The 19,830-nt window shown below is 54.2% G+C and carries 17 protein-coding genes; 8 read left to right on the top strand and 9 right to left on the bottom strand.

The window, feature by feature from the left end; translation table 11 throughout:
* Positions 1 to 3 precede the first annotated feature (3 nt).
* Positions 4 to 1,107 carry a YcbX family protein gene (locus QZQ97_RS09265; RefSeq protein ID WP_311993191.1) on the bottom strand — a complete coding sequence of 368 codons (1,104 nt, stop codon included), beginning with the start codon at positions 1,105 to 1,107 and terminating at the stop codon, positions 4 to 6.
* Positions 1,108 to 1,210: 103 nt separating this feature from the next.
* Between QZQ97_RS09265 and rlmKL the strand changes: the two genes are divergently transcribed.
* The 6 genes from rlmKL (at position 1,211) to rmf (ending at position 9,275) form a co-directional block, all read left to right on the top strand.
* A complete protein-coding gene (gene rlmKL / locus QZQ97_RS09260) occupies positions 1,211 to 3,331 on the top strand; it encodes a bifunctional 23S rRNA (guanine(2069)-N(7))-methyltransferase RlmK/23S rRNA (guanine(2445)-N(2))-methyltransferase RlmL (protein WP_311993903.1) in 2,121 nt (706 codons plus the stop codon).
* Between the two features lie 5 nt (positions 3,332 to 3,336).
* Positions 3,337 to 5,244 carry an ABC transporter ATP-binding protein gene (locus QZQ97_RS09255; protein WP_311993190.1) on the top strand — a complete coding sequence of 636 codons (1,908 nt, stop codon included), beginning with the start codon at positions 3,337 to 3,339 and terminating at the stop codon, positions 5,242 to 5,244.
* Positions 5,245 to 5,318: 74 nt separating this feature from the next.
* Positions 5,319 to 6,635 (top strand): membrane integrity-associated transporter subunit PqiA, encoded by a 1,317-nt coding sequence (pqiA, locus tag QZQ97_RS09250; protein WP_311993189.1) that lies wholly within the window; start codon positions 5,319 to 5,321, stop codon positions 6,633 to 6,635.
* Positions 6,622 to 8,268, top strand: a complete 1,647-nt coding sequence (gene pqiB, locus QZQ97_RS09245) for an intermembrane transport protein PqiB (protein WP_311993188.1) — start codon at positions 6,622 to 6,624, stop codon at positions 8,266 to 8,268. Before pqiA ends, pqiB begins: the two co-directional genes overlap by 14 nt.
* Positions 8,265 to 8,831 carry a membrane integrity-associated transporter subunit PqiC gene (gene pqiC / locus QZQ97_RS09240; protein ID WP_311993187.1) on the top strand — a complete coding sequence of 189 codons (567 nt, stop codon included), beginning with the start codon at positions 8,265 to 8,267 and terminating at the stop codon, positions 8,829 to 8,831. Before pqiB ends, pqiC begins: the two co-directional genes overlap by 4 nt.
* A 273-nt stretch (positions 8,832 to 9,104) precedes the next feature.
* Positions 9,105 to 9,275 carry a ribosome modulation factor gene (gene rmf / locus QZQ97_RS09235; RefSeq protein ID WP_006320734.1) on the top strand — a complete coding sequence of 57 codons (171 nt, stop codon included), beginning with the start codon at positions 9,105 to 9,107 and terminating at the stop codon, positions 9,273 to 9,275.
* 63 nt (positions 9,276 to 9,338) lie between these two features.
* Here rmf and fabF read toward each other — a convergent pair whose 3' ends face one another.
* The 4 genes from fabF to QZQ97_RS09215 all read right to left on the bottom strand — a co-directional run bounded on the left by fabF (position 9,339) and on the right by QZQ97_RS09215 (position 13,606).
* Positions 9,339 to 10,613, bottom strand: coding sequence for a beta-ketoacyl-ACP synthase II (gene fabF, locus QZQ97_RS09230; RefSeq protein WP_311993186.1), 1,275 nt, complete (start codon positions 10,611 to 10,613; stop codon positions 9,339 to 9,341).
* On the bottom strand, positions 10,610 to 11,137 hold the full coding sequence (locus QZQ97_RS09225) for a winged helix-turn-helix transcriptional regulator (RefSeq protein WP_311993185.1): 528 nt from the start codon (positions 11,135 to 11,137) through the stop codon (positions 10,610 to 10,612). Before QZQ97_RS09225 ends, fabF begins: the two co-directional genes overlap by 4 nt.
* Positions 11,138 to 11,267: 130 nt before the next feature.
* Positions 11,268 to 11,786, bottom strand: coding sequence for a bifunctional 3-hydroxydecanoyl-ACP dehydratase/trans-2-decenoyl-ACP isomerase (gene fabA / locus QZQ97_RS09220; protein ID WP_006320726.1), 519 nt, complete (start codon positions 11,784 to 11,786; stop codon positions 11,268 to 11,270).
* 68 nt (positions 11,787 to 11,854) lie between these two features.
* Positions 11,855 to 13,606 carry a Lon protease family protein gene (locus QZQ97_RS09215; protein WP_311993184.1) on the bottom strand — a complete coding sequence of 584 codons (1,752 nt, stop codon included), beginning with the start codon at positions 13,604 to 13,606 and terminating at the stop codon, positions 11,855 to 11,857.
* A 209-nt stretch (positions 13,607 to 13,815) separates the two neighbouring features.
* Here QZQ97_RS09215 and matP point away from each other — a divergent pair, with 209 nt between their 5' ends.
* Positions 13,816 to 14,274: a macrodomain Ter protein MatP gene (matP, locus tag QZQ97_RS09210; RefSeq protein WP_126481688.1), complete on the top strand. Its 459-nt coding sequence runs from the start codon at positions 13,816 to 13,818 to the stop codon at positions 14,272 to 14,274.
* Between the two features lie 103 nt (positions 14,275 to 14,377).
* On the opposite strand, the gene ompA is transcribed toward matP, so the two are convergent.
* Both ompA and sulA read right to left on the bottom strand, forming a co-directional pair.
* Positions 14,378 to 15,454, bottom strand: coding sequence for a porin OmpA (gene ompA, locus QZQ97_RS09205; protein WP_311993183.1), 1,077 nt, complete (start codon positions 15,452 to 15,454; stop codon positions 14,378 to 14,380).
* Between the two features lie 358 nt (positions 15,455 to 15,812).
* On the bottom strand, positions 15,813 to 16,319 hold the full coding sequence (gene sulA / locus QZQ97_RS09200; protein ID WP_006320722.1) for an SOS-induced cell division inhibitor SulA: 507 nt from the start codon (positions 16,317 to 16,319) through the stop codon (positions 15,813 to 15,815).
* Positions 16,320 to 16,552: 233 nt separating this feature from the next.
* On the opposite strand from sulA, the gene QZQ97_RS09195 reads away from it, so the two are divergent.
* Positions 16,553 to 17,212, top strand: coding sequence for a TfoX/Sxy family DNA transformation protein (locus QZQ97_RS09195; protein ID WP_311993181.1), 660 nt, complete (start codon positions 16,553 to 16,555; stop codon positions 17,210 to 17,212).
* On the opposite strand, the gene yccS is transcribed toward QZQ97_RS09195, so the two are convergent.
* The gene (yccS, locus tag QZQ97_RS09190; RefSeq protein ID WP_311993180.1) at positions 17,213 to 19,348 is read right to left on the bottom strand and encodes a YccS family putative transporter; all 2,136 of its coding nucleotides are present in this window, start codon (positions 19,346 to 19,348) and stop codon (positions 17,213 to 17,215) included.
* Between the two features lie 26 nt (positions 19,349 to 19,374).
* Positions 19,375 to 19,827, bottom strand: a complete 453-nt coding sequence (locus QZQ97_RS09185) for a YccF domain-containing protein (protein WP_126527809.1) — start codon at positions 19,825 to 19,827, stop codon at positions 19,375 to 19,377.
* Between the last annotated feature and the right edge of the window lie 3 nt (positions 19,828 to 19,830).

The raw sequence follows: 19,830 nt of genomic DNA, 5'->3' as shown, positions 1-19,830 counted from the left end.
AGATTACGCCAGCGTCAAATTGCTTTTCGGAATACAGCTGCAGGAGAGAATGGTGCCGTTGCCGGCGACCGCGCTTTTCTTCAGCGGTGCCACTTCGCCACTGACCAACTCAATACGGCAACTGCCGCAAATCCCCGCACGGCACGAATAAGGCACGCGGATCCCTTGCTGTTCCAACTGTTCAAGCAAGATCTGTTGATTATTGCCGGTAAATACCTTCCCTGCGTATTCGATGGTGACGCTCTGCGCACTGTCTTGTGGCGCTTGCACGCTTTCAACCACTTTACCTGCGCCATAAGGGCGGGGCGGCTTGGTGGATAACACTTCCACCGTATCGCCAACGCGGATAATGCCGCTGTTGCGCGCCACCAAATTCTGGCCGAAGTCGATATCGCCATTATCGGCGGTGCGGAATTTCTGCAGGGTGCTCAGTGGTTCGCCGCTGGGGTGTTTGCGCCCGCGCTCGGTGCTGACGGTGGTGAGCACGCAGCGGCTGCACGGTTTTACCAGATCGAACATCACGTCACCGACGCGGATCACCTGCCAACCATCTTCGGCCCAGGCGCTGGCACCGGTCACCACCAGATTGGGGCGGAACTGCTCCAGCTTGATGCTGCCAGGGCAGCGTTGCTGCAAATCATTGAACGAGGCTTCGTTAATCAGCAGATAAGGGTAGCCGTCGGCGAAAGACAAAGGGATTTCCGGGTGCTTCTTGACTCGCCGGGTCAACTCAGGGCCAAGCCAACGCAACTGTACCTCACGCTGGAAATAACCGCTCAGCCAGCTGTTAATAGCCTGCGGCGCAATCAGGGCGGTGAAATGATTGCCCCACACTTCGGTTGGTTGCGCCTCGGTGGAAAAATCGTTGAAACGAATGGCGGCACTTTCCCCGTCGGGCGCACTCAGGAACAGGCCGTCCGCCAGCAGTGCAGGCGTAAACAGAACCATCTGAGGATATTGGCGTGCGGTAATAAAGGTGCCATCTGGCTCGGTGATCATGAAGGTGCGATCGAACGCCAGACCGCTGCTGGAAACCTGGGCGTGAGAAAGTTGCAAACCTCGAAGCGATTTAACCGGATGAACGTACAGCCTGGAAAGCGTAATCACCCTTGCCCCCGTGCGATTATCAAATAGAAGGGAGCAACTTTATGACAAGCGGTCTGGATTAGCTATAATGCGCAACAATTTTCTTTTTGGTGATAAGTACGATATGAACTCTCTGTTTGCCAGCACGGCGCGTGGACTGGAAGAACTGTTAAAAAGCGAACTGGAAGCGCTGGGCGCTCACGCCTGTAAAGTGGTGCAGGGTGGGGTACATTTTCAGGGTGACGATCGTCTTCTGTACCAAAGCCTGCTGTGGAGCCGTCTGGCCTCACGTATTTTGTTGCCGCTCAATGAATTCCGCGTACACAGCGATCTGGACCTGTACCTTGGCGTGCAGGCGATCGACTGGACGAGCATTTTTGGCGTGGATAAAACCTTCGCCGTTCACTTCAGCGGCGTTAACGAAGAGATCCGTAACAGCCAATATGGCGCGCTGAAGGTCAAGGACGCCATTGTCGACAGCTTTACCCGCAAGATCGATCAACGCCCGACGGTGGCGAAGCAACAGCCGGACATTCGCGTTAACGTGTTCCTGCAACGCGATATGGCCAGCGTTGCGCTCGATCTGAGCGGAGAAGGCCTGCATCAGCGCGGTTACCGCGATCTGACCGGCCAGGCTCCTCTGAAGGAAAGCCTGGCGGCAGCCATTGTGCAACGTTCAGGCTGGCAGCCGGGTACGCCGATGCTTGACCCGATGTGCGGTTCAGGCACCTTGCTGATTGAAGCGGCCATGATTGCTTCCGATCGCGCGCCGGGCTTGCACCGGCAGCACTGGGGCTTTACCGCCTGGAACGGCCACAATGCCGATTTGTGGCGTGAAGTGATCACCGAAGCGCAGGTGCGCGCGCGCCGCGGTTTGCAGGAAACGCCCTCGCGTTTCTTCGGCTCGGATATCGATCGCCGGGTGATTGAGATGGCGCGCGGCAACGCTCGCCGTGCCGGCGTTGCCGAACTGATTACTTTTAACGTCAGCGATGTCAGCAAACTGACCAACCCGCTACCGGAAGGCCCGAAGGGCACCGTGGTCAGCAACCCGCCTTACGGTGAGCGTCTGGAAAGCGAACCGGCGCTGATTGCGCTGCATAATATGCTGGGCCGCATCATGAAGAGCGCCTTCGGCGGCTGGCAACTGTCGCTGTTCAGTGCGTCGCCGGAGCTGCTGAGCTGTCTGCAACTGCGTGCCGAACGCCAGTTCAAGGCTAAAAATGGCCCGCTGGATTGCGTACAGAAAAACTACCAATTGGCGGAAAACCCGCAGGGCGCCGGCGGCGTACTGGCGGCGGAAGACTTTGCCAACCGTCTGCGCAAAAACCTGAAGAAGCTCGATAAATGGGCCAGGCAGCAGGGCATTGAATGCTATCGCCTGTATGATGCCGACCTGCCGGAATACAATGTCGCGGTTGACCGTTATGGCAGCAAAGTTGTGGTACAGGAGTATGCGCCGCCGAAAACCGTTGATGCGCAGAAGGCGCGCCAGCGTCTGTTCGACGTGATCAACGCTACGCTGTCGGTGCTGGATCTGCCGTCCAATCAGTTGATCCTGAAAACCCGTGAGCGTCAGAAAGGCAAAAACCAGTACGAAAAGCTGGCTCAGAAAGGTGAGTTCTTGCTGGTGGAAGAATTTAACGCCAAGCTGTGGGTTAACCTGACCGATTATCTCGATACCGGTTTGTTCCTGGATCACCGCATCGCGCGCCGCATGTTGGGCGAGATGAGCAAAGGCAAAGACTTCCTCAACCTGTTCGCTTATACCGGCACAGCCAGCGTGCATGCCGGGCTGGGCGGCGCGCGCAGCACCACTACCGTGGATATGTCGCGCACCTACCTGGAATGGGCGGAGAAGAACCTGCGCGTCAATGGCCTGACCGGTAAACAGCATCGATTGATCCATGCGGACTGCCTGTCATGGCTGCATAATGCCGACGAACAGTTCGACGTGATCTTTATCGACCCGCCGACGTTCTCCAACTCCAAGCGGATGGAGAACACCTTTGACGTCCAGCGCGATCACCTGGTGCTGATGCAAGATTTAAAACGGTTGCTGCGCCGTAACGGGACCATCATGTTCTCGAACAACAAGCGCGGTTTCCAGATGGATATGGCCGGCCTGAGCGCGTTGGGTCTTGAGGCGAAAGAGATCACCGCCCAGACGCAGTCGCAGGATTTCGCCCGTAACCGTCAAATTCATAACTGCTGGCTGCTCACCCATGCCGGCGAAGGAAAATAATTACTATGTCGTTAATCAGCATGTCCGGCGCCTGGCTGTCCTTCAGCGATGCGCCGCTTTTAGACAACACCGAAATTCATATTGAAGACAACGAGCGCGTTTGTCTGGTTGGGCGCAACGGCGCCGGTAAATCCACGCTGTTGAAGATCCTCGGCAAAGAAATTCCGCTGGACGACGGCCGGGTGATTTATGAGCAGGATCTGATTGTGGCGCGTCTGCAACAGGATCCACCGCGCAATATCGGCGGTACGGTATTCGATTTTGTCGCCGAAGGCGTGGCCGAGCAGGCAGAGCACCTGAAAGCGTATCACGCGATTTCGCATTTGGTGGAAACCGATCCCAGCGAGAAAAATCTGACGCGCATGGCGCAGATTATGGAGATCCTCGATCACCAGGGGCTGTGGCAACTCGACAGCCGCATCAGCGAAGTGCTGTTGCAACTGGGGCTGGATGGCGATGCGGAGCTGTCCTCGCTCTCCGGCGGTTGGCTGCGCAAGGCCGCCTTGGGCCGCGCGCTGGTCAGTTCACCGCGCGTGTTGCTGCTCGACGAGCCAACCAACCACCTGGATATTTCAACCATCGACTGGCTGGAAGGTTTCCTTAAAGAGTTCCAGGGCAGCATTGTGTTCATTTCCCACGACCGCTCCTTTATCCGCAACATGGCGACGCGCATTGTCGATCTCGATCGCGGCAAGCTGGTGTCCTGGCCGGGCAACTACGATCTGTATCTGCTGAGCAAAGAAGAGGCTCTGCGGGTGGAAGAGTTGCAGAACGCCGAATTTGACCGCAAGCTGGCGCAGGAAGAAGTCTGGATCCGCCAAGGCATCAAGGCGCGCCGTACTCGTAACGAAGGCCGCGTACGCGCCCTGAAAGCGCTGCGCAATGAGCGTTCGGAACGCCGTGAAGTGATGGGCACCGCCAAAATGCAGGTGGAAGAAGCGGTGCGCTCCGGCAAGATCGTGTTCGAGATGGAAGACGTTAACTATCAGGTCGGCGACAAAGTGCTGGTGCGTAATTTCTCCGCCCAGGTGCAGCGTGGCGACAAGATTGCGTTGGTAGGTCCTAACGGCTGTGGTAAAACCACGTTGCTGAAACTGATGCTCGGTCAGTTGAAGGCCGACAGCGGCCGCGTACATTGCGGTACCAAGCTGGAAGTGGCTTACTTTGACCAGCACCGCGCCGATCTGGATCCGGAACGCACGGTGATGGACAACCTGGCGGAAGGTAAACAGGAAGTGATGGTCAACGGCCGGTCTCGCCACGTGTTGGGCTATTTGCAGGACTTCCTGTTCCATCCAAAACGCGCGATGACGCCGGTGAAAGCGCTGTCGGGCGGTGAACGCAACCGTCTGCTGTTGGCCAAGCTGTTCCTGAAACCGAGCAACTTGCTGATCCTCGATGAACCAACCAACGATCTCGACGTCGAAACGCTGGAGTTGCTGGAAGAGTTGATCGATGGCTATCAGGGCACCGTGCTGCTGGTGAGCCACGATCGTCAATTCGTTGATAACTCGGTGACCGAGTGTTGGATCTTCGAAGGCAAGGGGGCGATCAGCACCTTCGTCGGCGGTTACTATGATGCGCATCATCAACGTGCCACGGCGAAACCGATCCGTCAGGCTGCAGCGGCCGAACAGAACAAGCCGTCGGTGGAAAAAAAGGCTGAACAGCCGAAGAAATCAACGGTTAAACTGAGCTATAACCTGTTGCGTGAGTTGGAACAGTTGCCACAACGCCTGGAACAGCTGGAAGCGGAAATCGAAGCGCTGCAGGCGCAAATGAGCGACGCGAATTTCTTCACGCGTCCACACAGTGAAACACAGCAGGTGTTGACGGCGCTGGCCGCCGCTGAAGGGGCTCTGGAAGAAGCGTTCGCCCGTTGGGAAGAGCTGGAAGCGATGAAAAACGGCTGACCGTTGAAAATACCGTCCGCGCGCTGCTGCGGGCGGTATTGCCGTACCGGTGAGCAACGTTATTAAGGAGGAATATGGTGTGTTCCCACGACAATCACGAGCAGTACAGCCACGCAAAGCCTGCTGAACGGCAACAGGACAACCTGATGCTGTGCCCGCAATGCGACATGATGGTGGCGTTGCCGCCGCTGGCATATGGCACAAAAGCGGTGTGCCCGCGCTGTAAAACGACCCTCAGCTCCCGCTGGGAAGAACCGCGCAAGCGGCCCATCGGCTATGCCGTCAGCGCTTTGTTTATGTTGCTGCTGGCGAATATTTTCCCGTTTATCAATATGCGCGTTGCCGGTATAGGTAACGAAATCAAACTGATCCAGATCCCGCAGGTGATGGTGGCGGAAGACTACGCCAGCATGGCCACGCTGTTTATGGTATTCGTTCAGTTGATCCCGGCGTTTTGCATGGTGGCGATTGTCTTGTTATGCGCCAGGGTGCGCATGCCTCTTGGCCTGAAAGAGTGGATGGCCAAGATGCTGTTTCAGTTTAAAACCTGGTGCATGGTAGAAATTTTTCTCGCCGGGGTACTGGTCAGTTTCGTTAAGCTGATGGCCTACGGGGATATTGGCGTCGGCAGCAGCTTTGCGGCATATTGCCTGTTTTGCTTGCTGCAGGTGCGTGCTTTCCAATGTGTGGATCGCCGTTGGCTGTGGAATGACATAGAGCCGATGCCGCGCCTCGATCGTCCAGTAACGGTAGGTCGGATCGGGTTACGCCAGGGGTTGCGTTCCTGCCCGTGTTGTACGGCGATCCTGCCGGCGGAGCTGGCTCATTGTCCGCGCTGCCATACCAATGGTTACGTGCGTCGCCGCCACAGTCTGCAATGGACGCTGGCGCTGCTGTTCACGTCGATCATGCTGTATATTCCGGCGAATCTAATGCCTATTATGGTGACCGAGGCGCTGGGCAACAAAATCACTTCTACCATCATGGCTGGGGTGATCCTGCTGTGGGGAGAAGGATCCTATCCTGTGGCGATGGTCATTTTCATCGCCAGTATTATGGTGCCTTCACTGAAAATGTTGGCGATTGGCTGGCTGTGCTGGGATGCCAACGGCAAGAAGCAAGACAGGGCCGACAGCGAACGAATGCACCTGATTTATGAAGTGGTTGAGTTTGTCGGTCGCTGGTCAATGATAGACGTGTTTGTTATCGCCGTGCTTTCGGCATTGGTACGGATGGGACAATTGATGAGTATTTATCCTGATACTGGCGCGCTGCTGTTCGCCCTGGTGGTGATCCTCACCATGTTCGCAGCCATGACGTTTGATCCCCGGCTGACCTGGGATCGCGTAAACGAGACAATAAAAAAGGAGCCGCAAGGTGACGGAAAATAATCATAGCGTCGCGGACGTTGAAAAGATCAAGCGCTGGTCGCCGGTGTGGATTGTTCCCATCGTCACCGCGCTGATCGGCGCGTGGATCCTGTTTTACCACTTTAGCCATCAGGGGCCGGTAGTCACCTTGGTTACCACCACAGCCGAAGGATTGGAGGCGGGCAAAACCAAAATCAAGAGCCGTAGCGTCGACGTTGGCGTCGTCGAGACCGTGACGTTGAGTGACGACCTGAGCAAGGTGATGGTGCAGGCGCGGCTCAGCTCTGGTATGGAGAAATTGCTGCACCAGGATAGCGCCTTTTGGGTGGTTAAACCGCAGATTGGCCGAGAAGGCGTTTCCGGCTTGGGTACGTTGTTGTCTGGCGCCTATATCGAACTGCAGCCGGGCAACAAAGGCAAAAACGGCAAGGATAACTACCAATTGCTCGACGCGCCGCCGCTGGCCTCTCCGGACGCCAAAGGGTTGCGCATCGTGCTCGACAGTGAGAAATCGGGTCAGTTGAACGCTGGCGATCCGGTATTGTTCCGCGGCTACCGCGTCGGCTCGGTGGAAACCAGCTATTTCGATCCTAAAGAGCGCGCCATGCGCTATCAGCTGTTTATTTCGGCGCCTTATGACCAACTGGTGACCAGCAACGTGCGTTTCTGGAAAGACAGTGGTGTGGCATTCGATATGTCGGCACAGGGCATGCGTGTGGAAATGGGATCGCTGGCAACCCTGTTCAGCGGCGGCGTCAGCTTTGACGTGCCGGACGGTTGGGAGCGAGGTGAACTGGCGAAAGAAAAGGCGGAATATCAGCTGTTCGACAACCAGCGCAGCATTCAGGACTCGCTGTATACCGTACACAAAGATTACCTGATGTTCTTCTCCGACTCGGTTCGCGGCTTACAGCCAGGCGCGCCGGTAGAATTCCGCGGCATTCGTCTCGGTACGGTCGCGCAGGTGCCGTTCTATAAAGAAGGTATGGCGCAGCGTTTGGACAACGACTACCGCATTCCGGTGCTGATCCGCATTGAGCCGGATCGTTTCCAGAAACAGTTGGGCGGCAACTTCGATATCGAAGGTCATCTGAAAGATGCTGAGTCACGTGGTATGCGTGCTTCGCTGAAGTCCGCCAACCTGCTGACCGGTTCGCTGTATATCGATCTGGACTTCTATCCGCAGGAGAAAGCCTGGAAAGGGCCGCGCGAACTGTTCGGTTATCCGTTGATGCCGACCACCAGCGGCGGTCTGGCGCAGATCCAGCAGAAACTGATGCAGACGCTGGATAAGATCAACTCGATGCCATTGAATCCGATGATCAACGAAGCGACCAAAACGCTGGCGGAAAGCCAGAAAACCATGCAGTCGACGCAGAAAACCATGCAGTCGCTGAATGACATCATCGCCAGCAAAGAGATGAAGGCGCTGCCGCAGGATATGCAAAAAACCCTGCAGGAACTGAACCGCAGCATGAAAGGCTTCCAGCCAGGCTCCCCGGCCTACAACAAGATGGTCGGTGACATGCAACGTCTTGATCAGGTGCTGCGCGAATTGCAACCCGTGCTGCGTACCCTGAACGAAAAGAGCAACGCGCTGGTATTTGAAGCCGCGGGCAGTAACGATCCTCAGCCGAAGAAGGCCAATAAATGATGAAATGGATTCCGGTAGCCATGGCGCTGTTACTCAGCGCCTGTAGCAGCACACCACAGAAAACCTACTATCAACTGCCGGCGCTGGGTGTGTCGGCGCCAGTTAGTACGGTCAGTACTGGCACTGCGACGCGTCAGCTGTGGCTGGAACACGTCAGCGTGGCGGATTACCTGGCGCAAAACGGTGTGGTTTACCAGACCAATGATGTGCAGTATGTCATCGCCCAAAACAACCTGTGGGCCAGCCCGCTCGATCAACAATTGCAGCAGACGCTGGTTACCAACCTGAGCAGCGCGCTGCCAGGTTGGGTGGTGTCCTCTCTGCCGATGAGCAGCGAGCAGGATGTGCTTAACGTCACTATCAGCGGCTTCCACGGCCGCTTTGACGGCAAGGCGATTATCCGTGGCGAGTGGGTGCTGAATCATCAGGGCAAGCTGACCAAACGGCCATTCAGCCTGGAATTGAAACAGGGTGAGGACGGTTACGATGCGTTGGTCCGTACCTTGGCGCAAGGCTGGCAGCAGGAAGCCCAGGCTATCGCCTCTCAGGCGGGTAGTTTTTAGTCATAATTTGTACTAAAACGGTCTAATCCCTTCCGGCGAGAGGTATTAAAACTTTTCTCCGGGAGGGATTTTTATTTTAATTCAATGAATTAACGTCTTTTCTGGCATATCAGCCACTTAGGGAATTCTGCGTACGTAGCTCACAAATATGACATTGGCGTGAATTTTGCGCATTGATCTTCCCTTCATTTAGCGCTATTGCTTATAGGTGGTTGCGCAAAAAGCAGCCATTGTTTTCTTTCCAACTGACCAAAAAAGTGAGGGAAACGAGGCATGAAGAGACAGAAACGCGATCGTCTGGAAAGGGCGCATTCGAAAGGTTATCAGGCAGGTATTTTAGGGCATTCGAAAGATTATTGTCCCTACAAAACGACTGTGGACAGCCGGTCTCAATGGCTGGGAGGTTGGCGAGAAGCCATGGAGGACAGGGCTGTGACCGCTTAAGCGGCTCCCTGTCATAAAAAGGAACAACCTCCGCTCAAGGCGGAGGTTTTTGTTTAAGCCTTATTAACCCTGCCAACGTTTCAGCAAGATACTCGCGTTCACCCCACCAAAACCAAACCCGTTCGACAGCGCATAATTGATGACCATAGGCTGCGCTTTTTTCGCCACCAGATTCAATCCCTCGGAAGCCGGATCCGGATTATCCAAATTCAGCGTAGCCGGTGCGATCTGATCGCGCAGTGCCAGTGCAGTAAAGATGGTTTCGAGCCCACCCGCGGCGCCCAGTAAATGGCCGGTCGCTGATTTGGTTGAGGTCACCGCCACGCCGCCGTCGGTACCGAACAGGTGCTTAATCGCGTTGATTTCCCCCAGATCGCCCACGGGTGTCGATGTGGCGTGGGCGTTCAGGTGCTGGATCTGTTCGGGTATGACACCTGCCTGTTTCAGAGCAATTTTCATTGCGCGGTAGGCACCGTCACCATCTTCTGCGCCGGAGGTCATGTGGTAGGCATCTGCACTGGTGCCGTAACCGACGATCTCCGCCAGAGGGGTCGCTCCGCGGGCCAGCGCATGTTCCAGCGTCTCAATGACCAGCATGCCGGCGCCTTCGCCCATGACAAAGCCGTCACGAGCGCTGTCGAAAGGCCGAGACGCTTTTTCTGCCGCTTCTGGCGGCGTAGTGGACATGGCACGCGCGGCGGCAAAGCCCCCCAGGCTGACAGTGTCGATAGCGGCCTCTGTACCGCCACACAGCGCGATATCGGCCTCATCGTTGCGAATCATACGCACCGCGTCGCCGATGGCCTGTACGCCCGCGGCACAAGCGGTAACGGGGGCGCCAATCGGGCCCTTGAACTGGTGTTTAATCGACACATGGCCGGCAGCCAGGTTTACCAGGAAGGAGGGAATGGTAAATGGCGACAGGCGTTTGGTACCGCGACTGTCGGTGGTGCGCACCGCGTGGGCAATGGCCGGAAAGCCGCCGATACCGGAGGCGATCACGGTTGCGGTGCGTTCTTGTTTCTCTTCCGTATCCGCGACCCAGCCCGCTTGACGGATTGCTTCGTCGGCCGCAGCCATGGCGAACAGGATAAAACGGTCCATTTTTTTCTGGTCTTTGGGTGCCACGGAAAGGTCGGGATCAAAGCCCGCTTCGGCATCCTGTTCCAGCGTAGGAACCTGGCCACCGATTTTTACCTGCAGGTCGGCCACGATCGCTTCCGGAAGCGGACGAATACCTGACTGGCCATTTAGCAGACGCTGCCAGATAGCTTCTACGCCGCATCCCAGTGGTGAAACGGCGCCCATGCCGGTAATGACTATACGACGACTGTTCATAGTGACTCCTTGGATGATTCGGGGGGTAATGCAGAATGATTTTGTTGCATCAGGGCCGCACGCCGACGTATACCGTCGGTTGCCGCCGGCCCTGGCGCTAAAGTGATGTCATGCAATGCGATCGGTTGCCGGGTAACGCTGTCGATCAGTTGCACATCTATCGGTTGTCCGGTGCGACGATCGACCAGTTCGGCGGTAATGCCTTCATCGGCCAGATGCGTATTGCCCCAGTGAAACAGAGCCGCCAGCACCGGGAAAAAATCCTTTCCGCGTTCGGTGAGCAAATACTCATGGCGTACCGGCCGCGTCTGATAACGTTGTTTATGCAGAATGCCGCTCTCCACCAGATATTTCAGGCGGCGCGTCAGTATGGTAGGTGAAAGGCCGAGGCTTTGCTGGAATTCATCAAACTTCGACAACCCATGAAACGCATCGCGAAGTATCAGGATGCTCCACCATTCGCCGACGCGATCAAGTGAGCGAGCTACCGGGCATGGCATGTTATCAAAACGGGTTCTTTGCATGGCACACCTCTTAGGTAACTACAATAATTGTAGTAACTTATTGGCCGTTACGAACGCGAGCTTTGCAGTTCGCAACAAGATAACGGCGGGGATAATAAACGGCGGCCGGGAAGGGCCGCCGTCACTGCGATTAGAACGCAGTAGTGTCCTTGAACAGGCCCACTTTCAGATCGCTGGCGGTATAAATGACCTGGCCATCGACCAGCACTTCACCATCAGCCACACCCATAATCAGCTTACGGGTGATGACACGTTTGAAGTTAATGCGGTAGGTGACTTTTTTCGCGGTTGGCAGTACCTGGCCGGTGAATTTTACTTCACCCACGCCCAACGCACGGCCTTTACCTTCGCCACCCAGCCAGCCGAGATAGAAACCTACCAGCTGCCACATTGCGTCCAGGCCCAGGCAGCCTGGCATGACGGGATCACCGATAAAGTGGCAACCAAAGAACCATAGGTCCGGATTGATATCCAGTTCCGCTTCCACATAACCCTTGTTGTGGGAGCCACCGTCTTCGGTCATCTTGACCACGCGGTCCATCATCAACATGTTACCTGCCGGCAACGGCGGGCCACCAGCGCCAAACAGCTCGCCACGGCCGGATGCTTCGAGGTCTTCTTTCGTATAGGAGTCGCGTTTTTCTACCATGTTCTCAGTAAGCCTTATTTTATTGAAGGACGCAGATTAGCTAACACGTGTACGCTGAACAAGTCCGATCAGCCGTGGTTGAACCAGTTGAGCCAACGAAACGGCCATGGCCAGCGCCGACGTTCCTGCGGATTCACCTGCGCAATTCGTTCCTGAATGGCAGCCAACAGATTCGGTTGCTGCTCATCAGAGTAGGGGTAACCGGTGAGTAATGGCAAGGCTTCTGCGGCGCTGTTGACGGCCCACAGATGGAATTGCCCTTCGCGCACCGCATCGACCACATCCTGGCGCAGGCACAGGTGACGCACGTTAGTTGCGGGCAGAATGATGCCCTGTTTGCCTGTCAAACCACGACGCTGGCAAACTTCAAAAAAGCCTTCGATCTTCTCGTTGACGCCGCCAATCGGCTGAACATTACCGAACTGATCGACAGAGCCGGTGACTGCAATCTGCTGGGTGATCGGTTGTAATGACAGCGCGCTGATCAATGCACACAGCTCGGCCAGCGAGGCGCTATCGCCATCTACTTCACCGTAGGATTGTTCAAACACGATTGAAGCGGAGAAGGGCAGCGGTTGGTCAAGTTCCAGTTCGGAAATCAGAAATGCCTGCATAATCATCATGCCTTTGGCATGCAGATTACCGCCAAGCTCGGCCTTACGCTCAACGTCGGTAAATTCACCGTCGCCAAGATGAACCACGCAGCTGATACGGGAGGGTTCACCGAAACTGCGTGGATGCCCCGGATATTCCAGCACTGAGAGTCCGTTGATTTGACCGACGACTTCGCCTTCGGTTTCAATCAGAATTTGACCCAGTTCGATCTCATCCTGCATCCGTTCGGCAAGGTAGCTTTCGCGCCACTCGCGCGCATTCAAGGCGGCTTCAAAGGCTTTGGCCGTGATGCTTTCTTCTTCTGCATACAGAGCTGCTTCAGAGAGCTGCTGGCCGATCCACAACGGTGAGAGCGGCAGATTGCCCTGATCGCCGCTGTAGCGTACCGCCTGTATCATCAACGGGAGCCAGGCATCTGCCGCCAGCGAGGGCAGTTGCTGTTCATCGATAACCGTGTTGACGTAGCTGCACCACTGCACCATATCCTCGGCTTCGGTGAGCTGCAGGTCATCTTCGTATTCGCCGTAGACGGCCTGCTCGCTCAGCTCCGGTTCGATATCATGAAAATCAGCAAGGCCGTGGCGATCGCCTACCACAATCAGACGCAACTCCAGCGGCATCGGTGGGATAGTGACCGGAAGCGGGCGCGTTTCATCGGGAGAAACCCAATGGAACTGGCGTTGGGTGATCATTTGCTTTAACCGCAGCCAGAGCAGGGGCTGGGCCAGCAGAGAACGTGCCGACAGAATCAGTACGCCGCCGTTGGCCTGATGCACCAGGCCCGGTTGCAGCGAGATTTCATCATTGTGAATTCTGACGCAGCCAAACAGCTGCTCCGGCTCAACCCATTCCTGAAACACGCAGGCGCCACCGGCGGCAAACGGCTCATCACCGTGGCTGGCAGGCTCTACGCTTATCTTGCTGCCCTGGATCACATAGTGGCTGCCTTTGAAAGCAGTGTTCTGCGGCTGCAATGGCTCAATCGCTCTGGCAATCAATGCCAGATACTCGCGGGTTTCCTGCGCTTTCAGCAACATGAAACGCGGTGGCGATTGCGGATGGCAAAACAGCGTCAATGCATTTTCCAGCCGAGGCTGAATGGCGGCAAAGGACACAGGTGCCAACTGAGCGGCGGTATCAAATATCGCTTGATAAGGCGTAACGTCCGGCAACAGAGATTGCCATTCAAGTCGGTTATTGGTCAAAGTGTTAGATGCAATCGTCAAAAAGGGAAAGGGCGATTATACAAGAATAACGGCAGCTTGATACATACAGAGTCACAGTTGGCATCAGGGAGTTTGACATCGCGTGACGACTGTGCAAAAAACAGTCTAAAAGGGGGCGTAATTGCCGGGGAAATTCGGTGCAAAGCTGTTATGCTTAATAAAGTTACGCGGTCACTGAAGAGTTCAAGATGAAATATCAGCAACTGGAAAACCTGGAGAGCGGCTGGAAATGGAAATACCTGGTGAAAAAACACCGGGAAGGTGAATCTATTACCCGCCACATTGAAAACAGTGTAGCTCAGGAAGCCATTGACGAGCTGCTTAAGCTGGAAAATGAGCCGGTAAAAGTGCTGACGTGGATTAGCAGGCATATGAATCCGGAACTTGATAACCGGATGAAGCAAACTATCCGCGCAAGGCGTAAGCGTCATTTTAACGCAGAACATCAACACACGCGTAAAAAATCTATCGATCTGGAATTTCTGGTTTGGCAACGCCTGGCCGCGCTGGCTCGTCGCCGTGGAGTTACGCTATCAGAGACGATAGTGCAATTGATCGAAGATGCCGAACGTAAAGAGAAGTACGCCAGTCAGATGTCGTCGTTGAAACAGGATCTGAAGGCTATCCTCGGCAAAGACGAAAAGTAACCTGCCTGCCCAACAAGAAAAGGGCCGTTATTGCAAAACTCACCGCGTGTAGCAGACGAAAAAAAACCCCGCATTGCGGGGTTTTTTACTAAGCAGTGGTAACTTAAGCCTGTGGCTGAGTTACAACGTCTTTGATACCTTTAACTTCGATCTCTACGCGACGATCTGGTGCCAGGCAAGCGATCTGAGCTTTAGTAGCACGGCCAGCTTTGTAGCCACAGGTGTTGCCAGTGACGGAATCAGCTTCGCCCATACCACGTGCAGAGATTTTGTCTGACGGGATGCCTTTAGAAACCAGGTAGTCAACAACGCTTTGTGCGCGTTTTTCAGACAGTTTCTGGTTGTACTGGTCAGAACCAACTGCGTCGGTGTAACCCAGAACTACAACAGAACCGTCTTTAGGATCCATGGAGCTCAGCTGAGTGTACAGCTGGTCCAGAGCCTGTTGGCCTTCTGCTTTCAGAGTAGATTTGTTGAAGTTGAACAGCACGTCAGACTTCAGAGTGAAACGCTTGGTTTCAACAACTGGAGCCGGAGCTGGTGCTGGTGCTGGAGCAACAACATCATCCTGACCGAAACGGTAAGAAACACCCAGGCTCAGCATGGTGTTGTCTGGACGTGCGCCGACAGTACCTGCATCACCGATGTTGCTAACGAACTGGTAGTCCAGGCGAGTAGCCCAGTTTTTGGTCAGTGCGTATTCAACACCCACTGCAGCCAGCGGAGAAACGCCGGTGTCGTGGTCGCTCAGACGAGTGCCATTGCCGTAGTTAGCTTTGGAGTCTGCACGCCATACCATACCACCCAGACGAGTGTAGATGTCCAGATCGTCAGCAATTGGGTAGCTCAGTTTAGCTGCCAGTTGAACGCCCTGTGCTTTGAAAGCACCGTTGTTCACGCTGCCTTTGTAAGGCATACGACCAAGCCAGTCATAGCCCAGCTCGAAGCCCAGGTATTGGTTCGCCTGGTAACCCAGGAACGCGCCAGCACCCAGTTGATCTTTATGGGTCGGACCATTGCCGATACCATTCTGGTAACCGTTGCCGTAGAAACCAGTGTCATGGTACTGGGACCAGCCCAGTTTAGCACCGGTGTACCAGGTATTATCTTTTGGGGCGGCTTGCGCTACGGTAGCGAAACCAGCCAGTGCCACTGCTAATGCGATAGCTGTCTTTTTCATTTTGCGCCTCGTTATCATCCAAATAGGCAATGAGCTTTAAAGCTGTTTTAAGCCCTTGGTTAAATTCCTTCGCCAAGGTTTGAGCCCTCGTTTGTTACTCGGCCAGTTTTTCTGGCGTTATAGAGCAACCTTGGCGATGTAAAGTCTACAACGTGGCGCGAAAGTTACAAGTGTGATGTGATAAAGCTCTAAAAAAAAACGCAGAATCGTACATATTTACTAACACTAACCGGTAAAAAATGGGGCAATTTAGTCTGTATTTTTTCGTGCGGAACCGCAGCAGGACTCGCTTTGCACCTGATCCACCAAAGGTTCCCTCCCGGAGCGATAAAAATGATGGGAAAAATCCTAAATTTACTTAATGATACAAAGAAGAGTGAATTTTTAGCGTGGAACACTGTCCCTGAGTCGGGTTTATGTCACGTTGTGGACGCATAATGAACCCATAAGCGTTACCTAATTCTGCCGCACGTCTTAATTTTAGCCGATCTTCTTCCGTAAGATCGGGCAACCATCCGAGAACGACACTGTAATTACCCGTCAGAAGCGCTTTTTCCATCGCTTCAACTGTGGCAAGCGGAGTAATTTGGCTCAGTTGCACCACTTTATTGACAGGCAAACCGGACTGCTGCAGCCACAATCTACTCAGTTTTTGTTGTGGGGTTAACCATAACAACCAGCGCGATTGTCTGCCTAGCTGTTGCAACAGGGGCAGCAATAGCTGCGCCACTGCGGGTTGATGCTCGTTGTAAACAAGTTCACTGATAAGGCCATTTTCTTTACCGGCATCCGTGTTTTTCGCAGCATTGTTCACCGCAAAAGAGGTGTGGCTGAAATGGGGTTTGTAGAGTGATTGAGTACGCATAAAGTATCCCGCCCGTAGTGTCACTGTATGTTTATACAGTATATCTAACTATCAGTAAGATCAACCCAAATTTTCGTAGTACCTCGCATAATTGCGATTATTTTTTATACGTACTGTTTTTATGATTGGCAGGACCGCGGATAGTGCGTATTTTTCTAATTACTTGTTCACGTTACTTTTATTTCATTGATGTGAGAAATAATACAATTGGAACCAACACAAGGAGAAGTTCTATGAAAGGGATATCAACAGCAAGGGTCAAACAGGCCAAAGCGTGTTTCTGTGCATTAGGGAGCATTACTACGCGCTCGCAGTTTGGCGGTTATGGGCTGCTGGCCGATGGCGTTATGTTTGGGGTGATAGCGGAAGGCGAGCTGTATCTTCGTGCTACGGATAGCCTGGAGCCTGCTTTTCGCGCCCGCGGAATGGTCAATATGGTTTACTCCAAACGGGGCGTACCAATAACCTTGCGTTATTATTGGGTCGATGAGTCGTTGTGGCGGGAAAGGGATGAGCTTATCGGGTTGGCGCGGCAGGCCATCCAGGAAGCCTACCTGGAGCTTCAGGTCAAAACGGATACTCATGGGCGGCTGAAAACGTTGCCGAACATCGACATTAACATGGAGCGTTTACTATGGCGTGTCGGTATTCGCAACGTTTATGACTTGCGCTTGAATGGTGCCAAACGCAGCTATCTGCGGCTGTTGCAACAGCAACGCAATTTGGGATTGCGGGTGTTGCTTTCGTTAGGTGGGGCGATTGCCGGTTATCACCATGCCGCTTTGCCCCTGGCCCTGCGCAGTGAGCTAACCGAGTGGTTTGAACAGACCATGGCTCTGCTTAGCCATGGGCACACTCCAGGAATCAGGGGGGTGATGAAAGATCTCGCATGATTATGCCGATTTAGCTATCTGCGTTTTTAGCATCATGAGTTCCGGCAGCAGTTCAATGACCAGGCCTATCTGCTGCAATACCAGTTGCTCTTTGCTTTCTGGTTCTGGAGCCGCGAGTTGAATACGCTCAGTCAGGTTTTCTAATGCCTGAGCGATACGGAGGCCGCCTTGCTCTTCCTGATGCAAGGCGCCATCGACATAGCATACGGCATCATTCAGCAACGCCAGTGTAGCGGGATTGTTCATACGTTCACGGTGTGCTCCCAATGCGGAGATATAACTCAACAAGGTGTGGTTCAGGCATAGCAGGCGAAAAGCGGCATCCTGAACCACTTTATCGGCCTTGGGGTCTGCCGACATGTTTGAAATCACCGAGGCCAACTCTGCGTCGCTGTTGTGCGCGTCCCGACGGGCGATACGGTACGGCAGACCATTATCTTTACCCTGATGGTATTGCACCAAAATCGCATCCAGATAACGGCAGTTGGCGTTCAATGTTTTGTTCACCACGGCCGCCAATTGGCGGAATTTCCAATCTGGCCAGATAAAACTGACCGCTGCCCAAGCGATGGCGCATCCCAGGAGGGTGTCGTAAACGCGTGGTGCAGCCACTTCAAAGCCTTCACCCAGCAGGTTAAAACATAGCAGTACCAGCAATGTGATAAACATGGTCGCGTGCGCGTACTGAACGGTACGAAAAGCAAAAAACAGGACGCCGGCAATGACGATCAACACCATCTGGCCTTCCTGTGAAGGCACAAAATAGAGGATCGGCAGGCCAATAAGAATGCCGGCAAGCGTACCGATAATTCGCAGCGCGAGTCTGCGGCGGGTGGCATTGTAATTTGGCTGGCAAACAAACAGGCTGGTCAGCAGGATCCAGTAACCGTGCTGCATGCCGGTAAATTGAATGAAAGCATACCCGATGCACAGCACCACCGACATGCGAATGGCATGGCGAAATAAGGCCGATTGAGGGGTCAAATGGCGACTAATGCGCAGGCGGATGTCGCTCCAACCCCTGAGCCGGTCATCTGACAGGCTGTTCTCTTCTGTCTGACCGTCGGCCAACGCCTGTTCGGATTCGATATTTGCCAACTGTGCGTCAATCGCACGCAAGTTTTTCAACAGGTGCGATAGTGCTTTGGCCAGCTTACGATTTTCCGTGGTGACAGCAACGCGAGCCAGAGCTTCATCAATGCGGCTGAAGGTCGGTTCAAAACGGAGGTTGTGCTGGTATTTTTGCCGCAGCAAGATCGATTGCGCCAACTGCTGACAGGCGCGTGCTTGCATGCTGAGCAAACGCTGGAAACGAAACAGGATATCGCTATGACGGAATTGTCGGCTCAGCGCCTGATATTGAACATGAGCGGAACTGGCGCGTTCGTGAATATCCTGAGCTACAAAATAATAATGCAAGGTACGCCGCGTACCGCGTTGGCCACGGTCGCCTTTCAGCCGCGTCAGCAATGAGACTTTGGCTTGGTTGAGAGTGGTCACCAGCGTGCTGTTGGCCATTGCTACATCCATCCACGGCAGGTCCGCAGCATGTTCGGCATCGGGGTCAAACAGGTTGGCCTTGGCATCCAGGTAATTCGCCAAATGATCGTAACAGCGCGCCAAATTTTCCTGCAAAGGGCGAATAGGAAATATCAGATGGCCAATAAGTGTCAGGAGGTTGTACCACAGGGCGCCAACGATCAGCAGTATCGGTTGCTGATACCAGGCGTCATACATTGAGGTCCCAAGCATGGTGTAAACCGCGATCAGCAAGGCGCCAAACGCAATGGTAGCGTAGCGTTGCCCCAAGGCCCCCAGCAGAATAAAGCCGCAGGTAGAAGTGGCTAGACCGAGAGCGAACATCCATGGGTAAGGAAAAAGCAGCTCAATAGAGGCGGAGGCTATAAAAAAACACACCAGCGTGATCAACAGATTACGCAGCCTGCCGCTCAGGCGGTCATCCAGATCGGTCAATGCAGCAGCTACTACTCCCAGAGTCAGGGGAATCGTGAGTTTGGGAATGGCTAGCCACCAAGGAATGGCGGCTGCGCCAGCCAGCGCGATAAAAATACGCAGGTTATAAAGCAAATTGCTGTTGTAGGTATAACGGCGTATTGCTGGTGCAAAAGAGAGCACGAAAAACTCCTCAAACGGAGAAAAAATTAACGCTGTTGATACTGACGCCGGGCATTTTCAGTTCTGGCCTGTTGAGCCATCTCAACCGATACCACGCGGCGACCCACTGGCCACAGTGCGATGGCGGCGATTTTGAAATTGGCAATGCCAACCGGGATGCCAATAATCGACACGCACTGCACAATGCCGGCGGCGATGTGGGACAGGCATAACCACCAACCGAAGAGTATCAGCCAGACAATATTCAGCAGCGAACCGCTGGCAGAAAGCAGCGCGTTGCTTTTTTCCGGATACAGTTCATTAACGTGAATGGCTTCGTTGCCGAAAGGCAGAAACGACAATTTGGTGATTTCCCAACATGAGCGGGTCAAGGGCAGGGTAATAATCAGTATGACGCTGAACACCGTTGCGACCAGCCAGCCAAAGGTAGTGAAAAAACCGCCCAACACAAAATTAAGAATATTCAGTACAGTACGCATAGT

Origin of the sequence: Serratia sp. root2 (assembly GCF_031931805.1) — a bacterium.
GTDB lineage: Bacteria > Pseudomonadota > Gammaproteobacteria > Enterobacterales > Enterobacteriaceae > Serratia > Serratia inhibens.
The sequence above is the reverse complement of the archived record's forward strand: the minus strand, read 5'-3'. Positions and strand labels throughout refer to the sequence as shown.